The 21,526-nt window shown below is 55.3% G+C and carries 22 protein-coding genes; 10 read left to right on the forward strand and 12 right to left on the reverse strand.

All coding sequences use genetic code 11. The features are described from left to right. The first annotated feature begins 100 nt into the window (after positions 1 to 100). The 3 genes from potG to potI are packed head-to-tail and all read left to right on the forward strand — an operon-like array spanning position 101 to position 3,054. Positions 101 to 1,234, forward strand: a complete 1,134-nt coding sequence (potG, locus tag ABRZ28_RS11950; RefSeq protein WP_319602790.1) for a putrescine ABC transporter ATP-binding subunit PotG — start codon at positions 101 to 103, stop codon at positions 1,232 to 1,234. Between the two features lie 12 nt (positions 1,235 to 1,246). After that, a complete protein-coding gene (gene potH / locus ABRZ28_RS11955; protein WP_413556067.1) occupies positions 1,247 to 2,212 on the forward strand; it encodes a putrescine ABC transporter permease PotH in 966 nt (321 codons plus the stop codon). Further along, positions 2,209 to 3,054, forward strand: a complete 846-nt coding sequence (gene potI, locus ABRZ28_RS11960) for a putrescine ABC transporter permease PotI (protein ID WP_319602789.1) — start codon at positions 2,209 to 2,211, stop codon at positions 3,052 to 3,054. The genes potH and potI overlap by 4 nt, the downstream gene beginning before the upstream one ends. Here the strand turns inward: potI and ABRZ28_RS11965 are convergent. Then, positions 3,051 to 3,233, reverse strand: coding sequence for a hypothetical protein (locus ABRZ28_RS11965; protein ID WP_330520395.1), 183 nt, complete (start codon positions 3,231 to 3,233; stop codon positions 3,051 to 3,053). The genes potI and ABRZ28_RS11965 overlap by 4 nt on opposite strands. On the opposite strand from ABRZ28_RS11965, the gene ABRZ28_RS11970 reads away from it, so the two are divergent. Both ABRZ28_RS11970 and rlmC read left to right on the forward strand, forming a co-directional pair. After that, positions 3,211 to 3,630 (forward strand): YbjO family protein, encoded by a 420-nt coding sequence (locus ABRZ28_RS11970; protein WP_330520390.1) that lies wholly within the window; start codon positions 3,211 to 3,213, stop codon positions 3,628 to 3,630. The genes ABRZ28_RS11965 and ABRZ28_RS11970 overlap by 23 nt on opposite strands. A 332-nt stretch (positions 3,631 to 3,962) precedes the next feature. Next, positions 3,963 to 5,099 carry a 23S rRNA (uracil(747)-C(5))-methyltransferase RlmC gene (gene rlmC, locus ABRZ28_RS11975; protein WP_330520349.1) on the forward strand — a complete coding sequence of 379 codons (1,137 nt, stop codon included), beginning with the start codon at positions 3,963 to 3,965 and terminating at the stop codon, positions 5,097 to 5,099. A gap of 57 nt (positions 5,100 to 5,156) precedes the next feature. Here rlmC and artJ (ABRZ28_RS11980) read toward each other — a convergent pair whose 3' ends face one another. The 5 genes from artJ (ABRZ28_RS11980) to artP form a co-directional block, all read right to left on the reverse strand. After that, on the reverse strand, positions 5,157 to 5,888 hold the full coding sequence (artJ, locus tag ABRZ28_RS11980; RefSeq protein ID WP_319602787.1) for an arginine ABC transporter substrate-binding protein: 732 nt from the start codon (positions 5,886 to 5,888) through the stop codon (positions 5,157 to 5,159). A gap of 89 nt (positions 5,889 to 5,977) precedes the next feature. Next, positions 5,978 to 6,646 carry an arginine ABC transporter permease ArtM gene (artM, locus tag ABRZ28_RS11985; RefSeq protein ID WP_319602786.1) on the reverse strand — a complete coding sequence of 223 codons (669 nt, stop codon included), beginning with the start codon at positions 6,644 to 6,646 and terminating at the stop codon, positions 5,978 to 5,980. Continuing rightward, entirely contained in the window at positions 6,646 to 7,362 is a 717-nt protein-coding gene (gene artQ / locus ABRZ28_RS11990) for an arginine ABC transporter permease ArtQ (RefSeq protein ID WP_319602785.1), read from the reverse strand. The genes artM and artQ overlap by 1 nt, the downstream gene beginning before the upstream one ends. Positions 7,363 to 7,373: 11 nt before the next feature. Then, complete coding sequence (gene artJ, locus ABRZ28_RS11995; RefSeq protein WP_319602784.1) at positions 7,374 to 8,105, reverse strand: arginine ABC transporter substrate-binding protein; 732 nt, start codon at positions 8,103 to 8,105, stop codon at positions 7,374 to 7,376. A gap of 20 nt (positions 8,106 to 8,125) precedes the next feature. Beyond that, a complete protein-coding gene (gene artP, locus ABRZ28_RS12000) occupies positions 8,126 to 8,854 on the reverse strand; it encodes an arginine ABC transporter ATP-binding protein ArtP (protein WP_319602947.1) in 729 nt (242 codons plus the stop codon). Between the two features lie 317 nt (positions 8,855 to 9,171). Between artP and ABRZ28_RS12005 the strand changes: the two genes are divergently transcribed. After that, entirely contained in the window at positions 9,172 to 9,495 is a 324-nt protein-coding gene (locus tag ABRZ28_RS12005) for a heavy metal-binding domain-containing protein (protein WP_330520350.1), read from the forward strand. Between the two features lie 55 nt (positions 9,496 to 9,550). Continuing rightward, positions 9,551 to 10,390 carry an N-acetylmuramoyl-L-alanine amidase gene (locus ABRZ28_RS12010; protein WP_330520351.1) on the forward strand — a complete coding sequence of 280 codons (840 nt, stop codon included), beginning with the start codon at positions 9,551 to 9,553 and terminating at the stop codon, positions 10,388 to 10,390. Positions 10,391 to 10,473: 83 nt separating this feature from the next. On the opposite strand, the gene hcp is transcribed toward ABRZ28_RS12010, so the two are convergent. After that, positions 10,474 to 12,126 (reverse strand): hydroxylamine reductase, encoded by a 1,653-nt coding sequence (gene hcp, locus ABRZ28_RS12015; protein ID WP_330520352.1) that lies wholly within the window; start codon positions 12,124 to 12,126, stop codon positions 10,474 to 10,476. Positions 12,127 to 12,302: 176 nt separating this feature from the next. Continuing rightward, the gene (locus ABRZ28_RS12020) at positions 12,303 to 13,202 is read right to left on the reverse strand and encodes a LysO family transporter (protein ID WP_330520391.1); all 900 of its coding nucleotides are present in this window, start codon (positions 13,200 to 13,202) and stop codon (positions 12,303 to 12,305) included. Between the two features lie 173 nt (positions 13,203 to 13,375). Between ABRZ28_RS12020 and ABRZ28_RS12025 the strand changes: the two genes are divergently transcribed. Beyond that, positions 13,376 to 15,040, forward strand: coding sequence for an ATP-dependent endonuclease (locus tag ABRZ28_RS12025; protein ID WP_330520353.1), 1,665 nt, complete (start codon positions 13,376 to 13,378; stop codon positions 15,038 to 15,040). Positions 15,041 to 15,236: 196 nt separating this feature from the next. Here the strand turns inward: ABRZ28_RS12025 and cspD are convergent, their stop codons facing one another. Next, a complete protein-coding gene (gene cspD, locus ABRZ28_RS12030; RefSeq protein ID WP_319602780.1) occupies positions 15,237 to 15,461 on the reverse strand; it encodes a cold shock-like protein CspD in 225 nt (74 codons plus the stop codon). A 344-nt stretch (positions 15,462 to 15,805) separates the two neighbouring features. Between cspD and clpS the strand changes: the two genes are divergently transcribed. Continuing rightward, positions 15,806 to 16,126, forward strand: a complete 321-nt coding sequence (clpS, locus tag ABRZ28_RS12035) for an ATP-dependent Clp protease adapter ClpS (protein WP_319602779.1) — start codon at positions 15,806 to 15,808, stop codon at positions 16,124 to 16,126. Between the two features lie 29 nt (positions 16,127 to 16,155). After that, complete coding sequence (clpA, locus tag ABRZ28_RS12040; RefSeq protein WP_319602778.1) at positions 16,156 to 18,432, forward strand: ATP-dependent Clp protease ATP-binding subunit ClpA; 2,277 nt, start codon at positions 16,156 to 16,158, stop codon at positions 18,430 to 18,432. Positions 18,433 to 18,692: 260 nt separating this feature from the next. Here the strand turns inward: clpA and infA are convergent, their stop codons facing one another. From infA to cydC, 3 genes are all read right to left on the reverse strand, one after another. Further along, positions 18,693 to 18,911 (reverse strand): translation initiation factor IF-1, encoded by a 219-nt coding sequence (gene infA / locus ABRZ28_RS12045; RefSeq protein ID WP_002211347.1) that lies wholly within the window; start codon positions 18,909 to 18,911, stop codon positions 18,693 to 18,695. Between the two features lie 119 nt (positions 18,912 to 19,030). Then, a complete protein-coding gene (gene aat, locus ABRZ28_RS12050) occupies positions 19,031 to 19,732 on the reverse strand; it encodes a leucyl/phenylalanyl-tRNA--protein transferase (protein WP_330520392.1) in 702 nt (233 codons plus the stop codon). 50 nt (positions 19,733 to 19,782) lie between these two features. Next, positions 19,783 to 21,504, reverse strand: a complete 1,722-nt coding sequence (gene cydC, locus ABRZ28_RS12055) for a heme ABC transporter ATP-binding protein/permease CydC (RefSeq protein ID WP_330520393.1) — start codon at positions 21,502 to 21,504, stop codon at positions 19,783 to 19,785. Between the last annotated feature and the right edge of the window lie 22 nt (positions 21,505 to 21,526).

A 21,526-nucleotide genomic window follows, 5' to 3' on the forward strand; every position in this document is an offset into this window, starting at 1 on the left:
ATTAAGAGTGTCTAATCGTGTCGCCTCATGTGCGTAAAGGCCGTATTCCGCCTGAAGCCAGACGGCGACTTGTTTTGCTTTTGCCGGAGAGCAATGCGAAGTGAGTGAAGCTATTCCCCGTCCCCAACCCAGGCCCCAAAAAGCGGTGACGCCGCTGTTGGAAGTTCGTAACCTGACTAAATCATTCGATGGCCAGGCCGCCGTCGACGACGTGAGTCTGACTATTTACAAGGGTGAAATATTTGCGCTGCTGGGCGCTTCCGGTTGTGGAAAATCCACGCTGTTGCGTATGCTGGCAGGGTTTGAACATCCTACACAGGGCCAGATTGTGCTGGATGGACAGGATCTTTCTTTGGTCCCGCCTTACCAGCGCCCCATCAATATGATGTTTCAGTCATATGCGCTGTTCCCCCATATGACAGTGGAAAAGAATATTGCTTTCGGTTTGAAGCAAGACCGGCTATCGCGTTCCGAGATAAAAGATCGCGTGGAAGAAATGCTGACGCTGGTGCATATGCAGGAGTTTGCCGGACGTAAACCCCATCAGCTTTCCGGCGGTCAGCGTCAGCGCGTGGCGCTGGCGCGCAGTCTGGCCAAACGTCCCAAGCTATTGTTGCTGGATGAACCCATGGGCGCGCTGGATAAAAAACTACGCGATCGCATGCAGCTTGAGGTCGTCGATATTCTGGAGCGCGTCGGGGTGACCTGCGTCATGGTAACGCACGATCAGGAAGAAGCGATGACGATGGCCGGCCGCATCGCCATCATGAACCGCGGCAAGTTTGTGCAGATTGGCGAGCCGGAAGAGATATACGAGCATCCGAATACCCGCTTCAGCGCCGAGTTTATCGGTTCCGTCAATATGTTTGAAGGCGTGCTGACCGAGCGCCGGGATGACGAGTTGATTATACGCAGCCCCGGACTGGTTCATCCGCTGAAGGTCGATTCCGATGTATCCATCGTTGACGGCGTGCCGGTGTATATCGCGCTCCGGCCGGAGAAAATCATGCTTTGCGATCGGACGCCGGCCGACGGCTGTAATTTCGCCGTCGGGGAAGTGGTGCACATTGCTTACCTGGGCGACCTGTCGATTTATCACGTCAGACTGAACAGCGGGCAGATTATCAGCGCGCAGTTGCAGAATGCCGACCGCTATCGCAAAGGCTCGCCGACCTGGGGCGACGAAGTGCGGTTGTGCTGGGACGCTGATAGTTGCGTGGTGCTGACGGTGTAGCGGGGAGTGATAATGACAATGTTTTCTGGACATAACGCCGCCGTACCGCCGGAAGAGCAAAGAGGGCGATTCGCCCTGCTGATTGCGCGCTGGCGCCAGGAGCACGGCCGTAAGCTGGTGATTGCGTTGCCGTATTTCTGGCTGCTGCTGCTGTTTTTGCTGCCGTTCCTGATTGTATTCAAGATCAGCCTGGCGGAGATGGCGCGCGCGGTGCCGCCTTATACCGACCTGATTTCCTGGGCGGATGATAAGCTGGATATTTCGTTGAATCTGGCGAACTATCTGCAATTGCTCGGCGACCCGCTGTATGTCGATGCCTACCTGCAATCCTTGCAGGTTGCGGCGATATCGACGCTGGGCTGTCTGTTGATCGGTTATCCGCTGGCCTGGGCCGTGGCGCACAGCAAGCCTTCCACCCGAAATATTCTGCTGTTATTGGTTATTCTGCCGTCCTGGACATCGTTTCTTATCCGCGTGTATGCCTGGATGGGGATTTTGAAAAATAATGGTATTTTGAATAACTTTCTTTTGTGGTTGGGCGTTATCGATCAGCCGCTGGTGATTCTGCATACCAATCTGGCGGTGTATATCGGCGTGGTGTACTCCTATCTGCCCTTTATGGTCTTGCCGATCTATACCGCGTTAACGCGGCTGGATTATTCACTGGTTGAAGCCTCGCTCGACCTGGGCGCCCGGCCGTTGAAAACCTTTTTCAGCGTTATCGTGCCGTTGACGAAAGGCGGCATCATCGCGGGGTCGATGCTGGTGTTTATCCCCGCCGTGGGCGAGTATGTGATCCCGGAACTGTTGGGCGGACCGGATAGCATTATGATTGGCCGTATTTTGTGGCAGGAGTTCTTTAATAATCGTGACTGGCCGGTAGCTTCCGCGGTGGCGATTATCATGCTGCTGTTGCTGATTATGCCGATCATCTGGTTCCACAAGCATCAAAGCAAAACCGCGGAGGGCGAGCAATGAATAATCTGCCGGTAGTGCGTTCGCCGTGGCGCATTGTGATTTTGGTGCTCTGTTTTACCTTTCTCTACGCGCCGATGCTGATGTTGGTGATCTATTCCTTCAATAGCTCCAAGCTGGTGACGGTATGGGCGGGATGGTCAACGCGCTGGTATGCTGAGCTGTTCCATAATTCGGCGATGATCAGCGCGGTCGTCCTCAGCCTGACGATCGCGGCGGCCTCGGCCACCATGGCCGTGGTGCTGGGAACGCTGGCGGCGGTGGTGATGGTGCGTTTCGGCAGTTTCCGCGGGTCAAACGGCTTTGCATTTATGCTGACCGCGCCGTTGGTGATGCCGGATGTAATCACCGGGCTGTCCCTGTTGCTGCTGTTTGTCGCATTGGGGCATGCCATCGGCTGGCCGGCGGAACGCGGAATGTTCACCATCTGGCTGGCCCATGTGACGTTTTGCACCGCCTATGTCACGGTGGTGATCAGCGCGCGCTTGCGGGAGCTGGATCGTTCTATTGAAGAGGCGGCGATGGATCTGGGCGCCACGCCGTTAAAAGTGTTCTTCATTATTACGGTGCCGATGATTGCGCCGGCGTTGATCTCCGGCTGGCTGCTGGCTTTTACCCTGTCGCTGGACGATCTGGTTATCGCCAGTTTTGTTGCCGGGCCGGGCTCCACCACGCTGCCGATGCTGGTGTTCTCCAGCGTAAGGATGGGGGTTAATCCACAGATTAACGCGCTGGCTTCTTTGATATTGTTGGTCGTCGGCATTATTGGTTTTATTGCCTGGTGGTTTATGGCCAGGGCCGAGAAACAGCGTCAGCGTGATTTGCAGAAAGCCAGACGGGGTTAATTCGCCGCCGTTTGTTTTTTAGCTGCCGGCCTCGCTGTTAATAACAACGCCACCTTCGTCTGGTGGCGTTGTTGTTCTATATGAAGGGAGAAACTGGCGATTTTGTACAGTAAAAGCAAACGCATACCGCGAAAAAAATATGCGCCCGTGCCGGTAATGGTGGCCGGCATCGCCATCATTGCGCTCCGCGTTGTGGGAATTTTACTGCTGGCCTGGGAGTTGGGCCTGAGTGAACTGGGCGGATGGATAGCAAGCAGCGTGCAGCAATGGGACTCGGGGCTGATCCTGCTGCTGTCGCTGGCGGTGATCGGCACGGAAATCCGCTGTGGTTTGGCCGTACTGGCAGGGGCTAACTGGGGTCGTTGGGGATATGTGATCTGCCAGTGTCTGGTGGCGTTCTATATGCTGCTCGCGTCCTTGAGCGAACATTTTCCGGCGATATTCCATATTTCCGGCGATAATCACCTCGCGGTATTGCACCAGCTGTTATTACAGCAGATCCCCGATCTGCTGGTCATGATATTGCTTTTTTTGCCGCGCCGCTCCAGGCGTTTTTTTACTCGTCTTCGTCCCTGAGACTCGCCCTGCGGGCCGCCGCAAGCGGCGTTGAAAAACGCTCCAGGCGTTTTTTTACTCGTCTTCACCCCTGAGACTCGCCCTTCGGGCCGCCGCAAGCGGCGTTGAAAAACGCTCCAGGCGTTTTTTTACTCGTCTTCATCCCTGAGACTCGCCCTTCGGGCCGCCGCAAGCGGCGTTGAAAAACGCTCCAGGCGTTTTTTTACTCGTCTTCGTCCCTGAGACTCGTCCTGCGGGCCGCCGCAAGCGGCGTTTTTTTCTGCGGCGGAAATGACGGCGCGGTGGTGGTACAATCCGCGTCATTCTGTTTTCACCTGATAGTTAGATTTTTTATGCATTGTGCGCGGTATAGCGCGGGAACCTGTCGTTCCTGCCAGTGGCTGGAAAAAACCTATCCACAGCAACTCGCTGATAAACAGCAACATCTTACCGACTTACTACAGTCACGCCCGGTTGAACAATGGCTGCCCGTTTGTCCTTCGGCTCAGTCTGCTTTTCGCAATAAAGCGAAAATGGTGGTCAGCGGCAGTGTTGAGCGACCGTTGCTGGGCATGCTGCATCGCGATGGCGAGGCGGTCGACCTGTGCGACTGTCCGCTTTACCCGGACAGTTTCGCGCCGGTGTTTGCCGCCCTGAAGATATTTATCGCCAGAGCCGGGCTGACGCCCTATAACGTCGGCCGTCGGCGCGGCGAGCTAAAGTATTTGCTGCTGACGGAAAGCCGCTGGCGCGGCGCCTTTATGCTGCGCTTTGTTCTGCGCTCAGAAAAAAAACTCGACCAGTTGCGGGCGGCATTGCCCTGGCTGCAACAGCAGCTCCCCCAGCTTGAGGTGATCTCGGTCAATATTCAGCCGGTGCATCAGGCGATTATGGAAGGGGAGACGGAAATTATCCTCAGCGACGCGTCATCGCTGGCGGAACGGCTTAACCATGTCCCGCTCTATATTCGTCCGCAAAGTTTCTTTCAAACCAATCCGCAGGTGGCCGCCGCGCTGTACGCCACCGCCCGCGACTGGGTGGCGGAATTGAATATCCGCAGTATGTGGGATTTATTCTGCGGCGTCGGCGGTTTTGGTCTGCATTGCGCCTCGCCGACCATGCGCTTGACCGGTATTGAGATCAGCGCCGAGGCCATCGCCTGCGCGCGTCTGTCCGCCGAGCAGCTCGGTCTGACGCAACTCGCGTTTCAGGCGCTGGATTCAACGCAGTTCGCCGTCGCTAACGCCCGGATCCCGGATCTGGTGCTGGTCAACCCGCCGCGCCGGGGTATCGGCCGCGAGCTGTGCGACTATCTGAGCCGTATGGCGCCGGACTATATCCTTTACTCCAGCTGCAACGCCGAAAGTATGGTGAAAGATATGGACGTTATGACCAACTACCGTGCCGTACGGGTACAGTTGTTCGATATGTTCCCGCATACCGCGCATTATGAGGTATTGACGCTGTTGCAAAGAAACGCGCGGGACTGAGCGAGGGGAAAACGGTGAACTACGCGGTATGCGCTACCGCGTAGTGCAAGCGGGGATTTATTGCGGGAACCACTTATCGTTAATCGATTGGTACGTGCCGTCGGCTTTGATGGCCTCCAGCGCGTTATTCAGTTTTTCCAGCAGCGCCTTGTCATTCGGGCGAACGGCAATGCCTAACCCGGTTCCGAAGTACTCCGGATCCGTAACGTGTTGGCCGACGGTGGCCAGCGTCGGGTTGGTTTTGATCCACTCGTTCACCACGGCGGTATCGCCGAATACGCCGTCAATACGGCCGTTTTTCAGATCCAGCACCGCATTTTGATAGCTGTCGTAAGCCACGGTTTTCACTTCCGGATGCTTGTCGTTCATGTATTTTTGGTGGGTTGTACCGTTTTCCATACCGATACGTTTCCCCTTCAGAGCGGCAAAATCACTAAATTTGCCTTTCTGTGCGATAACCACCGCCGAGTTGGCATAGTAAGGCTGGGTGAACGCCACTTGTTTGCTGCGCTCCGGGGTGATATCCATCCCGGAAATCACCGCGTCATAGCGACGGAATTTCAGCGCGGGGATCAGGCTATCGAACGCCTGATTCGTGAATGTACAACTGGCCTGCATCTGTTTACACAGCGCTTTCGCCAGATCCATATCGAAACCCACGATTTCGTTATTCGCATCCAGAGACTCGAACGGCGGATAAGTCGCCGATGACGCGAAGCGGATGGTGTCTGCGGCTGCGGCGCTGAATGTCATCCCTGCCAGTAATGTGGCGATCAACAATTTTTTCATGTACATACTCCAGTCTGTTTCTTTTACTCGTACGGCGCGTTATCCGTACGGCAATGCCGGCTCAATGGCGGATACACCAGAAAACCCTGTCAGTTCCTGCGTTCAAACGCCAGCGCGCGTCGCTCGATCAAGCGCATCAGCAACGTCAGTATGCCGTTGACGCAAAGATAGATAACGCCCGCCGCGCCGAATACCATGACGTCATAGGTGCGGCCATACATCAGTTGGCTATACCCCATGACTTCCATCAGGGTAATGGTGTAGGCCAAAGAGGTGCTTTTAAACACCAAGACCACCTCATTTGAATAGGATGAAAGCGCCCGTTTAAAAGCAAACGGCAGCAGAATATGCAGCGTTTGTTTCTTCGACATGCCCAGCGCCGCACAGGATTGCCATTGCCCGTCAGGGATGGCTTTTATCGCACCATAGAATAGCTGGGTAGTGTAGGCGGCGCTATTGAGCGCCAGCGCGACCATGGCGCACAGCCAGGGTTGCGACAGCAGGCGCCATAGCCACGGAATTTGCTGAATAGCGGTAAACTGACCGGGACCGTAGTAGATCAGGAAGATTTGCACCAGCAGCGGCGTGCCGGTAAACAGCGTGATGTAGCCTTTCGTCAGCGCAGACAACACCGGGACTTTTAACGTCAGCACGATGGTCAGCAACAGCGACAGCGCCAGCGCCACGAGGATAGCCACCACGGTCAGCGTCAGGCTGGTGTGCAGACCTTTAAGCAGCTCAGGTATATAAGCGAGCATCAGGAAGGCCTCCGTTCAAAACGGGTGGTTCTCTGCTCAATGCGCTTGAGAACGTACTGGCTTAATAGCGTGATCGCTAAATAGACTGCCGCGGCAACCACATACCAGGTAAAGGGTTCCTGTGTCCGGGTGGCGATGCTCTTTGTCTGCAACATCAGATCGTTTACGCTGATGAGCGACACCAGCGCCGTGTCCTTCAGCAATACCAGCCACTGGTTACCCAGGCCGGGCAGGGCATGACGCCACATCTGCGGCATAATCAGGCGGATAAAAACGGCCGATTTGCTCAACCCCAGCGCCTGACCGGATTCCCACTGGCCTTGCGGTACGGCTTTCAGCGCGCCGCGCAGCGTTTGCGAGGCATAAGCGGCGTACAGCAGCGCCAGCGCGATAACGCCGCACAGGAACGGGCTGACCTCAAACGTTTCGATGTTCAATTGAATCGGTATCTGCGCCAGATACAGATTCAGGGTAAAGCCGTCCGCCAGCATCATCAGTAGCTGGGAAGAACCAAAATAGATAAACAGCACCACCAGAATTTCCGGCAGGCCGCGCAATAGCGTCACCAGCATCGTCCCACACCAGCCGAGCGCTCTCCACCGGGCGGTTTCCCAGACGGCGAACAGCATGGCGAGTATAAGCCCCAACGCCAGCGCGGAAAGGGCAAGGCCGACGGTCATGCCGGCGGCGCTTGCAATAGGTTGAAATTCAGTCATTGAGAGTCGGATTACTGCTGAAACCATTTTTGGTAGATGGTCTGATAGGTACCATCCTGCTTGATTTTGTCGAGGGCGTCGTTGAATTTTTTCAACAGCGCCTCGTTATTCTGACGAACGGCGATCCCCAGACCAATGCCGAAATAGTCTTTGTCCGTGACGTTGTGACCGACAGCCGACAGGTTGTCGTTCTGTTTCAGCCATTCATTGACCACGGCGGTATCGCCGAACACCGCGTCCAGACGGCCGTTTTTCAGATCCAGCACCGCGTTCTGGTAGCTGTCGTAGGGTACGGTGTTAATCTCGCGGTGTTTATCCATCAGGTATTTCTGGTGGGTCGAGCCGTTTTGCACGCCGACGCGTTTTCCTTTCAACGCGGCGACATCGGCGATTTTGCCCTTCTGGGCAATGAACAGCGCGGAGTTGTCATAGTAGGGCTGGGTAAACGACACCTGCTGCTGACGTTCCGGCGTAATATCCATTCCGGCGATAACGGCTTCAAAGCGGCGGAATTTCAGACCGGGGATCAGGCTGTCGAAAGCCTGATTGCTGAAAGTGCAGGTAGCCTGTATTTCTTTGCAAAGCGCGTTAGCCAGATCGATATCGAAGCCTTGAATGTTATTGGCGGCGTCGACGAATTCGAACGGCGGGTAGGAGGCTTCGGTGGCGAAACGGATGGTGTCCGCCGCGCTGGCGGAGGTGCCGACGGCAGCGAGCAGGGCGGCAACGATTAATTTCTTCATTGTTATTTTCCTATCATTAATCAGTGGGATAAATAGCCGGCAAACTCTTTGGTCTGGGGCCGGGAGAAATGACTGGCGTCGCCTTGCTCCACAATGCGTCCATTTTCCATGTACACCACTCTGCTGGCCGTTTTGCGCGCAAATTCAACCTCGTGGGTCACAATCGCCTGAGTAATGCCGGTTTGCGTCAGTTCCTGGATAATGCCGACCACCTGAGCGGTAATTTCAGGATCCAGCGCCGCGGTCGGTTCGTCGAACAGCAGCACCTGAGGCTCCATCATCAGCGCACGGGCAATGGCGACGCGCTGTTGCTGGCCGCCGGAAAGATGAAGGGGGTAACGATCGGCGAAATCATTCAAACGCAAACGGGTCAGCAATTTATCCGCTCGCGCTCTGGCCTCGTTTTTTCCCAAACCGAGTACGCGGCAGGGCGCTTCAATCAGATTTTGCGTCACCGTCAGATGGGGCCAGAGATTATATTGCTGGAAGACCATCCCCACGTTTTGGCGTAGTTCGCGAATCGCGTTTTCTGCGGGCGGCTGATTGAAATCAAACTGCTTGCCGGCGATGGATAACGTACCGGAGCGCGGCATTTCCAGCAGGTTGAGGACACGTAGCAGAGAACTCTTCCCGGCACCGCTGGGCCCAAGCAAAACCAGCGTTTCGCCCGCAGGACAGTTGAGTGAGATATCGAACAACGCCTGGTGTGCGCCATAAAAACAATTGATGCCGTCTAGTTGAATACTCATGCGTAAGAATTGAATAGCCATTGATGCCGCGAATGTTAACGTCGGCAGAATAGTTATGCAATCGCCGTAGGTTAAAATTTGCTGATAAGCGGTTTGTTGCTTAAATAATAGCACAAAACACTGGTTTCTCCGCTCACGGACGGACAGGGTCGGCGGTGACGGAAATTATCCGGTCAGATAATTTGCTTATGGCGAAAGCCGCTGCGCGCGATGACGAAAAGCGGCTATGTTAATACCGTCGGTTTTGATACAGCCGTTGCCGTCTAAACGCGCGTTAATATAGGCTGTTACGTTCATCCATCATGCAGGAGCTCATTATGCAATTATCTACCACCCCGAGTCTGGAAGGGTTCACCATTACGGAATATTGTGGCGTCGTGACCGGCGAAGCGATTCTGGGCGCGAATATTTTCCGTGATTTTTTCGCCGGCATTCGCGACATCGTAGGGGGGCGCTCCGGCGCTTATGAAAAGGAATTGCGTAAAGCCAGACAGATTGCGTTCAAAGAATTGCAGGAACAGGCGGCGGATCTGGGCGCCAATGCGGTGGTCGGGATCGATATCGACTATGAAACCGTGGGCAAGGACAGCAGTATGCTGATGGTGTCAATCAGCGGGACTGCGGTGAAAGTCCGCCGTTAATCAATGCGTTATCACTTCAGACAGCAAACTGGCGAGAAATCACAGTGGGAACGTCATGATCAAATGCCTCGTTATTCTGATGTCGCTATTGCTGGCCGGGTGCCAGTCGGCGTCTTCGTTGAAGGATCTGGGCCGTTATAAAGTCGATAGCGCGCATCATGCGCAGGCTCAGGAATCGCGTATCCGTTTTCTGGTGATCCACTATACGGCGGAGGATTTTTCCTCTTCGCTGAGTACGCTGACGGACGAACACGTCAGCGCGCATTACCTCATCCCGGCGCATCCGCCGCTTGATCAGGGTAAGCCGGTGGTATGGCAACTGGTGCCTGAATCGCAAGCCGCGTGGCATGCCGGGGCTAGCGGCTGGCGTGGATTTACGCGTCTTAATAATTCGTCGATTGGCATTGAACTGGAAAACGCCGGCTATCGACGCACGCTGACCGGCGTAAAATGGGCGCCGTTTCCCCCGCCTCAGATTGCGGTATTGACGGATATGGCCCGACAAATCGTTGCGCGTTATCAGATTGCGCCGCAAAACGTGGTCGCCCATAGCGATATCGCGCCGCTGCGCAAGTTGGATCCGGGGCCGTTGTTTCCCTGGGAGCAACTGGCGCGGGCGGGGATAGGCGCATGGCCGGACGCGAATCGGGTGACGTTCTACCTCCGGGGACGGAAACCGGACGAACCGGTTAACGCGGCGAGTCTGTTGAATAAATTGGCGCGCTACGGCTATCCGATGGCGAATGACATGACCGAACGCCAGAAACAGCAGGTTATCGCCGCTTTCCAGATGCACTTCAGGCCCCGGAATTATCAGGGGAGCGCGGATGCGCAGACGGAAGCGATTGCGGACGCGCTGCTTGAGAAATACGGCTCCGCTGCGGTAACCCGGTAACGGATGGCTACAGGCCGGCGCATCGCACTGGGCGATGTGCCGGCCTTGCAGCTTGCGCATCCGTCCGTGCGGCAGGCGGCGGCTCAGGCGGCCAGAATGTTATTCATGTCTTGTTCTACCGTGGTGATGGCGCGCATGCCGAACTTCTCATTCAGTATCGCCAGCAGATTTTCGCTCAGGAATCCCGGCGCCGTCGGGCCGGTATAGATATTCTTCACGCCGAGGGACAGCAGGGTCAGCAGGATGACGATCGCCTTCTGTTCAAACCATGACAGCACCAGACTGAGGGGCAGATCGTTAACGCCGCAGTCCAGCTTTTCCGCCAGTTTGACCGCCAGCATAATGGCGGAATAGGCGTCGTTGCACTGACCGACGTCCAGCAAGCGCGGCAGGCCTTCCAGCGTGCCGAAGTCCAGTTTGTTGAAACGGTATTTGCCGCAGGCCAGCGTCATAATCAGACAGTCGTCCGGAACCCTGACGGCGAAGTCGGTAAAATAGCTGCGCGTCTGACGGCTGCCGTCGCAACCGCCCACTAAAAAGATATGGCGAAGTTTCTTTTGCGCGACCAGATCGATAAGCGTGTCCGCGGCGCTCAGCAAGGTTTCCCGTCCGAAACCGACGGTAATCGGATGTTCTATCTCGCTGTAAGGGAACCCGGCCAACTGTCGCGCCTGATCGATAACCGGGCTGAAATCATCTCCCGCCAGGTGGTTGACGCCCGGCCAGCCGACAATGCTGCGCGTCCAGATGCGATCGCCGTAGTTGCCGACATTGGGATCGATAATGCAATTGGACGTCATGACGATGGCGCCGGGGAAGCCGGCGAATTCCGTTTGCTGATTCTGCCAGCCGCTGCCGTAGTTGCCGACCAGATGTTTGAATTTCTTCAATTCAGGGTAACCGTGCGCCGGCAGCATTTCGCCGTGCGTATAGACATTAACGCCGCTGCCTGCGGTCTGTTCCAGCAGCATGCGTAAATCCTTCAGGTCATGGCCGGAGATCAAAATCGCTTTGCCGGCGACGGGGCGGACGTTAACCGTCGTGGGTTGCGGATGCCCATACGCCTCGGTTTCGCCGCGATCGAGGATCGCCATCACGTTAAAATTCATCGTGCCGATAGCCATCGCGTTGTTCAGCAGCGTGTCCACGTCGGCCGGCCAGGTGCCTAACCAGGCCATAAAAGTGTGGTATTGCGTATAGATAGCCTCATCATATTGGCCCAGAACATGAGCATGTTCCATGTAGGCGGCGGCGCCTTTCAGACCATACAGACACAGCATACGCAGGCCGTGAATGTCGTCGCCGACGCTGGTTTTATCATGGTCCAGCGCAAAGTCGGCCGCCTGCCGCAACAGCGCCGGCATATCGTCGCCGGCCAGTTGGATCGCCGCCATAGGATGCGTGACGGCCACGCCCGAATCCAGCAAACGACAGCGCGTAGCCAGCGACTGACGCAACGTAATGGCTTCCCGCGCGTAGCCGATAATCCGCTGCGAGTCGAAGTTGACGTTGGTTAACGTGGAGAAAAAGGCGCGCGGGGCGAAGCTGTCGATATCATGATCGACGATACCCAACTGGCGGGCTTGCAGCGCCCAGGCGGATAGCCCTTGTAATACGGCGACCAGAAGGTCTTGCAGGTCGGAGGTTTCCGCGCTTTTGCCGCACATTCCCCGCGCGTAAGCGCAGCCATTTCCGGACGGGGTACGAATGGTTTGTTCACATTGCACACAAAACATCATCACATCCTTTTTTAAGGTGTATTAAAAATACATGTTTAAAAGCATAGAGGGTGACGACATATCGAAGAAGGCTTTTTTAATGCGACATGAGATAAATTTGATTTAGCGCAATTTCAATGCGTTGCAATGAAAATGAGTCTCAATTGCTCTTCGCCAAAAAGCGACCCGCGCGGCTATGCGGAAAAAAACGCCATCAGGATCGGCGCCGCCAGACTCAGCAGAAAACCATGCACAATGGCCGCCGGCACCATATCCAGCCCTGCGCTGCGCTGTAGCACCGGCAAGGTGAAATCCATGGAGGTTGCGCCGCACAAGCCCAACGCGCAGGCGCGGTGGCGCTGAATCAGCGCCGGGATCAGCATGATGGCCAGCAGTTCACGCAACAGATCGTTAAAAAAGGCCGCGCTGCCGATAACGGGGCCGAAAGCGTCGGTCAACAGAATGCCGGACAGCGAATACCAGCCGTAGCCGGAAGCCATCGCCAGCCCGGTTTTCCACGGTAAGTCGAGCGCCCAGGCGGCCAGCAAACCGCCGACCAGCGCGCTGAAGGCGACGACCAGCGCGACGATCATACCGCGACGATTCAATACGATCTGACGTAACGACATACCGCTGTTGCGTAGCTGTACGCCGACCAGAAACAGCAGCAGGATCAGCGCATATTCGCTACCCTTATTGGCATAAGACAGTCCGGGCCATTGGGTTAGTCCCAGTAAAAAACCGCCGAATACCACGCCGCACAGCTTGAGCGACTCCAGAAGCATCCGCAGCCGGGATGGCAGGGCTTCCCGTTGCTGAGCGCCATGCCAGGCATGGCGTTTTTCCAGTAACCACAACGCCGCCAGATTGACCGTAATGATGCAGATGGCGCAGATGAGGGTGTAGCGAAAAATCAGCAACAGATTACTGGCGATATTATCCAGAAATGCCAGACTGACGCCCATTAAAAACAGAATGATATAAACCATCCCGCTCAGCGCCTGATTGATTGTCTGCAATGTTTTTGGGGTTCGAAGCGTCACCAGATAACCGAGGAGAAGCGGCAATAAAATGATTAATAAGCCCGAATACATCACAGATTTGGCGTCCTTAGCAAGAAAAGCCGCAGGTGGGAGAGGAGAATGACATAATCTATTAAAATCAAACAAATTATCATCTTGAGCCAAGTATCGCTTGGCGGCGGAACTTATGCAACAGGGTGTTTTATTATGACGTCCGTATCAGCGGGACGACAAAGGAGAGGCGGATGTATCTGGAGAGTGTCGAGATTCTGGGATTTCGGGGCATCAATCGCCTGTCATTGACGCTGGATGATAGCACGGTGCTGATCGGCGAGAATGCATGGGGTAAGTCAAGCCTGCTTGACGCTTTATCTTTGCTGCTATCGCCGACGCTGCCGCTCTATCATTTCGACTTACAGGATTTTCATTTTCCGCCGGGGGATGAAACCAGCCGGGAACATCATTTACAGGTGATTTTCACTTTTTGCGAAACCGGGCCGGGGCATCATCTTGCGCCGCGCTATCGCACGCTGGAAGGGGTATGGGTCGAAGGGAATGGGGGATTGCGGCGGATTTTTTATCGCCTGGAAGGGGAGGTCGATGAGAGTCAGTCGGTGTGTACCTGGCGAAGTTTTCTCGACGCCGACGGACACCCGCTGGCGCTGAATAATATTGATGAACTGGCGCGCGAGGTGATTCGTCTGCATCCGGTGCTGCGTCTGCGCGATGCCCGCTTTATGCGGCGTTTACGTGCTGGAACCCTGGACGCGACCGTGGAGAACAGCAATGAAAAACTGGCTCAACAGTTTGAGACCTTGATGCGGGAACTGGCGCGGAATCCGCAAAAGCTGACCGATAAAGATCTCCGTCAGGGATTGGCGGCCATGCGCCAATTGCTGGAACACTATTTTTCCGAGCAGAACGCCGTCTTGCGCGAGCGGCGTCATCACAAGGATGCCCGGATTCACAACGGTAAGTCCTGGCGCGCGCTGGATAATATCAATCGTCTGGTTGCCGGGCCGAACAGCCGTAGCCGGCGCATTATCCTGCTGGGATTATTTTCCACCCTTCTGCAAGCCAAAGGGGACGTGGCGCTGGATCCGCACGCGCGTCCGCTGCTGTTGATCGAAGACCCGGAAACGCGATTGCATCCCATCATGTTGTCGGTGGCGTGGGGACTGTTGATGCAACTGCCGTTGCAGAAACTCAGCACGACCAACTCCGGCGAACTGTTGTCGCTGGTTCCGATGGAGCGGGTTTGCCGTCTGGTGCGCGAATCATCGCGCGTGGCGACCTATCGTATCGGTCCACAGGGGATGAATGCGGAAGACAGCCGACGTATCGCTTTCCATATCCGCTTTAATCGGCCTTCGTCGCTGTTCGCCCGCTGCTGGCTGCTGGTGGAAGGCGAAACGGAAGTTTGGATGCTGAATGAACTGGCGCGTCAATGCGGACATCATTTTGAGGCGGAAGGCGTTAAGGTGATCGAGTTTGCGCAGTCGGGACTGAGGCCGTTGCTGAAGTTCGCCCGTCGGATGGGCATAGAGTGGCATGTGCTGGTCGACGGTGATGACGCGGGGAAAAAATATGCCGCGACGGCGAAAAGTCTGCTGACCGCGCAGGGTGAGCGAGAACGGGATCACCTGACGGTTCTACCGGCGCTGGATATGGAACACTATATGTATCGCGCGGGGTTCGGGCATGTTTATCATCGCGTGGCGCAGCTTCCCGAAAAAGTGCCGTTATCAATGCATAAAATTATCGTTAAAGCGATTCACCGTTCATCAAAACCCGATTTAGCCATTGAAGTGGCGATGGAGGCCGCAACAATGGGGAGCGACGCGATCCCGCCGTTAATCCGCGGTATGTTTTCCCGCGTCTTGTGGCTGGCGCGCGGGCGCGCGGATTAAGCGCCGCCGCTTTCACAAGACGAGTGAAAAAATGAATGAGGCGGTTGGGCTTGATTTATTTTTCGCCGCCCCAAAATTGTTGTAAAGAGGGGAGTGTCGGGGCCGGAATAAAATGCCGGTCGATGAGACCAGCATTTAGAGGTATTAACCTGTGTAGAGGGTAAGAGGTTTTGGGGTAAAGCGCAGACAGTCGGTGTCAGGCAACGGTTTCTTCGCTGACCAGTGGCACGATCAGACTTGCATGATTACCTTTCGGTCCTTGGTGAACATCAAACCTGACAACCTGTCCCGCCTTTAGCGTTCGGTATCCGTCCATTTGAATTGTTGAGTAGTGAGCGAAGATATCTTCACCGCCACCTTCAGGACAGATGAAACCAAAACCTTTGGCGTTATTGAACCATTTAACAGTACCTGTCTCCATGCATGACATCCTTCGCAAGAGTATTTTTATAAGTAAGGTGAGGTTATTTGGTTTACGTGAATACGAATTGATTAAAACCTCATCAATTCAACACTACACTTTAGTTAAATCGATCCCGTCGTCAAGCGATCCCCATTCAAGGCCTGGGTCAGTTTGTCAAAATATGATACAGCTAACGCTATTGATGGCTTTTGCCGGGCGTCATGCAGTCGATTCGAGGGATAAAAGACGGTGAGTCCTGTCAGCGAACAATGATTTCAGTCACTGGATGGTAAAACAAAAAGCAGACGTGGTACTGTAAATATAACTCGGTACGATGATATTCAGATGATGTTGGATAGACAATGGGAAACGACAAGACGTGGTCGCAATCAGAGAACCTGACGGCAGATCAATACAAAGAAAAACTGCAACCGCCATCGATGTATAAGGTGTTGTTGAACAACGATGATTACACGCCGATGGAATTTGTTATTGACGTTCTGCAAAAGTTCTTTTCTTATGATATTGAACGTGCAACGCAACTGATGTTGACAGTTCATTATCAGGGAAAGGCGATCTGCGGCGTGTTCAGCGCTGAAGTCGCTGAGACCAAAGTCGTACAAGTCAATCGTTACGCCAGAGAAAATGAGCACCCGTTGCTCTGCACGCTGGAAAAAGCCTGAAGTCAGGCAATTTATTGGGGGAGGTGCCTATGCTCAATCAAGAACTGGAACTCAGTCTCAACATGGCTTTCGCCAGAGCGCGTGAGCACCGACACGAGTTTATGACCGTGGAGCATTTGTTATTGGCTCTGCTCAGTAATCCGGCCGCCCGAGAAGCGCTGGAAGCCTGTACGGTGGATTTAGCCGCGTTGCGTCAGGAGCTTGAAACCTTTATTGAACAAACCACGCCGACGCTGCCGCAGGGCGATGATGAGCGCGAAACTCAGCCGACGCTCAGCTTTCAGCGGGTGTTGCAGCGCGCGGTTTTTCATGTCCAGTCATCCGGTCGCAGCGAGGTTTCAGGCGCGAACGTGCTGGTCGCCATTTTCAGCGAGCAGGAATCTCAGGCCGCCTACCTGCTGCGCAAACACGATGTCAGTCGTCTGGACGTGGTGAATTTTATTTCGCACGGAACGCGTAAAGAAGAGTCCGGGCAGGCGCCAAACCCGGAAAATCCAGTCAATGAAGAGCAGACCGGAGGGGAAGACCGTATGGAAAACTTCACCACCAATCTGAACCAGCTTGCACGCGTTGGCGGGATTGACCCGCTGATCGGCCGGGATAAAGAACTGGAGCGAACCATTCAGGTATTGTGCCGTCGCCGTAAGAATAATCCGCTGCTGGTCGGTGAGTCCGGCGTTGGTAAAACGGCGATTGCGGAAGGGCTTGCCTGGCGTATCGTGCAGGGCGACGTGCCGGACGTGATGGCGGATTGCACGCTGTATTCGCTGGATATCGGCTCTTTGCTGGCGGGTACAAAATATCGCGGCGACTTCGAAAAACGCTTCAAGGCGCTGTTAAAGCAGTTGGAACAGGATCAGAACAGCATCCTGTTTATTGATGAAATTCATACCATTATCGGCGCGGGCGCCGCTTCCGGCGGTCAGGTCGACGCCGCGAACCTGATTAAACCGCTGTTATCCAGCGGCAAGATCCGCGTGATCGGTTCCACCACGTATCAGGAGTTCAGCAATATCTTTGAAAAGGATCGGGCGCTGGCGCGTCGTTTCCAGAAAATCGATATCACCGAACCGAGCGTGGAAGAGACGGTGCAGATCCTCAACGGATTGAAACCGAAGTATGAAGCGCATCATGACGTACGCTACACGGCGAAAGCGGTGCGCGCCGCCGTCGAGTTAGCCGTGAAATACATCAACGATCGTCATTTGCCGGATAAAGCGATCGACGTCATTGATGAAGCGGGCGCCCGCAGCCGTTTGGTGCCGATCAGCAAGCGCAAGAAGACGGTTAACGTGGCGGATATCGAGTCCGTGGTGGCGCGTATCGCCCGTATTCCGGAAAAAACGGTTTCCGCCAGCGATCGCGATGTGCTGAAAAACCTGAGCGACCGGCTGAAAATGCTGGTGTTCGGTCAGGATAAGGCGATTGAGGCGCTGTCCGAATCCATCAAGATGAGTCGGGCCGGGTTAGGGCAAGACCGCAAACCCGTCGGGTCTTTCCTGTTTGCCGGGCCGACAGGCGTGGGTAAAACGGAGGTGACGCTGCAACTGGCGAAAGCGTTGGATATCGAGCTGTTGCGTTTCGATATGTCCGAGTACATGGAGCGCCATACCGTCAGTCGTCTGATCGGCGCGCCTCCGGGCTATGTCGGCTACGATCAGGGCGGTCTGCTGACCGACGCGGTGATCAAACATCCGCATTCGGTGCTGCTGCTGGATGAAATCGAGAAGGCGCACCCCGATGTGTTCAACCTGCTGTTGCAGGTGATGGATAACGGCACCTTGACGGACAATAACGGCCGTAAAGCCGACTTCCGCAACGTGATCGTGGTGATGACCACCAACGCCGGCGTACGGGAGACCCAGCGCAACTCTATCGGCATTATCCAGCAGGATAACAGCACCGATGCGATGGAAGAGATCAAGAAGGTGTTTACGCCGGAATTCCGTAACCGCCTTGACGGCATCATCTGGTTCAACCATCTGTCTACGGACGTTATTCAGCAGGTGGTGGATAAATTCATCGTTGAGTTGCAGGCGCAACTGGATGCGAAAGGCGTATCGCTGGAAGTCAGCGACGAGGCTCGCGACTGGCTGGCCGAGAAAGGATACGACAAAGCGATGGGCGCGCGGCCGATGGCGAGAGTCATACAGGAAAACCTGAAAAAACCGCTGGCGAATGAACTGCTGTTCGGTTTATTGGTTGACGGCGGTTCCGTCAAGGTTGAACTGGATAAAGAGACTCAGAAGCTCACTTACGGCTTCCAGAGCGCCCAGAAGCGTAAAGCGGAAGGCGCCGTTCATTAGGCTCGCGGCACCTCCTCCCGGCCTCCCCTTGTCAGGGTGAGGTGCAACTCCCTCCTCTGACAAGGGGAGGGTTGGGTTGGGGTCAACCGGCAAGGCTCGATCAAGGGTGATGCGCAAGCATCGCCCTTTTTTACGCATAAAACGGTTGACGCCGACAGGCGAATTACCGCCCGAAACGCAAAAGCCCTTGCCGGTAACGGAAAGGGCAGCAGAGGTGGAACATCCTCGGATATCGCTGTTGTCAGCGACGGGCGAGCCGGTTAACGGCTGCGGAAGACAATGCGGCCTTTGCTCAGGTCGTACGGGGTCAGCTCTACAGTGACTTTGTCACCCGTCAGGATGCGGATATAGTTTTTACGCATTTTACCGGAGATATGAGCGGTAACCACGTGCCCGTTTTCCAATTCAACGCGGAACATGGTATTGGGCAGCGTATCAAGCACGGTGCCTTGCATTTCAATGTTGTCTTCTTTGGCCATCGAATCCTCTAGGTGTAACTACCTTTGTTTTTAACCGGCAAGATAATGCCGAAAAACCCACATTATGTAAAGGCGCGTTCATCAACTGATGATTATTTATAAACGGCCGCTGTCTATTATCACTGTGGCTGAGCCAACGTTTGCGGCTGCCAACAGCTATCAGCCACCGGGTTATCCCGTAGCTGAAAAAGAAATTGCAAAAAGCGATCACGGGGAATTTCGCACACGCCCAATGAAGCGGTATGCGCGTTCAGTACCTGACAGTCGATCAGATACCCGCCATGATGAATAAAATGCTGCTGAAATGTCAGCAGCGCATATTTAGATGCGTTGTCGGTGCGGCTGAACATTGACTCGCCGCAGAACAGGCCGCCTTGCGAAATACCGTATAGCCCGCCGACAAGCGTGCCATTCTGCCACACTTCGACGGAATGTGCTTGTCCTGACTGATGAAGTTCACCATAAGACAGAATAATTTCCGGGGTAATCCAGGTTCCGCCCTCACGTTCATCGGCACAAGCGCGAATCACGTCATGAAAGGCATGATTGATGGTGACCTCAAAATCGTGTTTGCGCAGAAACTTCTTCATGCTGCGGCTGATATGAAATTCTCCGGGAAACAATACCGCGCGCGGATTGGGCGACCACCATAAAATCGGTTCGCCGGGCGAATACCAGGGAAATATGCCCTGGCGATAGGCGGCTTTCAGCCGGGCGGGGGAAAGATCGCCGCCGATCGCCAGCAGCCCGTTTGGTTCGTCCAGCGCATATGCCGGGTCAGGAAAGCGGAGCGAATCGGCGGCAAGCTGATACAGTTTCATAATATCCGGATGATTGGTAAACGTCGGCCCGTGCAACAGGCCGCCGATGATTAAATGCGCTGGTGAAATTGCCAATAGCGCCCCTGCAATGCCATCAATGCATGATGATTTCCTTGTTCAACGATCTGCCCGCCGTCCATAACGCAAATTCGATCCATTGATTCTAACTCATATAGCCGGTGTGTAATCACAATCAGCGTTTTTCCTTCGCAGTGCTGCCGCAATAGCCGCAAAATACGCCGTTCGGTTTCGGCGTCCAGGCCTTCGGTCGGCTCATCCAGCAGCACCAGCGGCGCAGAGTGCAGTAACGCGCGCGCCAGACCGATACGACGCTGTTCGCCGCCGGAGAGCTGACGTCCGCCTTCGCCCAGCCAGGCATTCAGCCCTTCATTTTCCAGTAGTTTATCCAACCCCACCTGTTGTAACACTGTCGCCAGTCGCTCGTCGTGCGCATCGGGCGCGGCCAGCAGCAGATTGTCGCGCAGCGTGGCGCTGAAAATGTGGACGCGCTGCGGCACGACGCTCATCATGCCGCGCAGTTCATCTTCGCGCCATGCGCTAAGCGGATGGCCATTCAGCGTGATGTCGCCTTGCCGGCAATTCCACGCGCGGGTAATTAATTGCAGCAGGGTGGATTTACCGCAGCCGGTCCGGCCAAGCAGCGCCAGGTGTTCACCCGCGCGAATATTCAGCGAAATATCATTCAGCACCGGCAATGGCTGCTCCGGATAGGTGAAACTGAGGTTATTTACAGCAATCGCGGCCGTCGTAGATCGCGCCGGACCTTGTTCGGGGAAAGTGACTTCCGGCGGTTGCCGGATAATCTGGTCGATGCGGGCGGCGGAAGCGATAACCTGTCCCATATGTTGGAACGCGCCCGCTACCGGCCCCAGCGCTTCGAAAGCCGCCAGCGTCGCGAAGACAAACAGGGCGATCAACGCGCCGGGCTGCGCGTCTCCGCCAATGCCCGCGGCCGCCAGCCAGAGCATTAACGTCACCGTCATTCCGCTGCACAGCAGCATCAGCGCCTGAGCAAGTCCCGTCAGGTTGGCCTGCTGCTGCTGTCGCTTCAGCCAACGCGTTTCTAACAGCGTCAGTTGGCGGCGTGACGCGGCGAGGGCGCCGAAAACGGTCAATTCCGCCTGGCCCTGTAGCCAGGTCGTCAACTGAAGCCGATACTGAGCCCGTAACGCCGTGAGGTCTTGCCCGATGGACTGGCCTGCCCGGTAGAATATCACCGGTAGCAGCAGTAACAGCACCAGCATGATGGCGCACAGCGTCAGCGCCAGCGAAGCGTCCAGCCAGCTCAGGCCGTAAGTGACGATCAAAATGACCAACAACGCGCTGACAATCGGTGAAATAACGCGCAGGTATAAATGATCGAGCGTATCGACATCCGCGACCAGTCTGTTCAGCAGTTCCGCCTGGCGAAATCGTGCGATGCCGCCGGGCGACAAGGGTAAAATGCGCGCAAAGGTAAAGACGCGCAGATGCTGCAATACGCGGAATGTCGCATCGTGGCTGACCAGCCTTTCCGCGTAACGGCTGGCCGTACGGGCTATCGCCGCGCCTCTCACGCCCGCGGCGGGCAGCATATAGTTAAAAGTATATAGCCCGGCGATGCCGGCCAATGCCGCCCCGGCCAGGAACCAGCCGGACAGCGTAAGCAGCCCGATACTGGCCAGCAGCGTCACAATAGCCAGAATAACGCCCAGACTTAAGCGCCAGATATGGCGGCGATAAAGCAGCAGAAAAGGTTTTAAAACCTGCATGGCCGTTTTTTGAGGAGACATA

The organism is Brenneria sp. g21c3 (assembly GCF_040240345.1).
Lineage (GTDB): Bacteria > Pseudomonadota > Gammaproteobacteria > Enterobacterales > Enterobacteriaceae > Brenneria.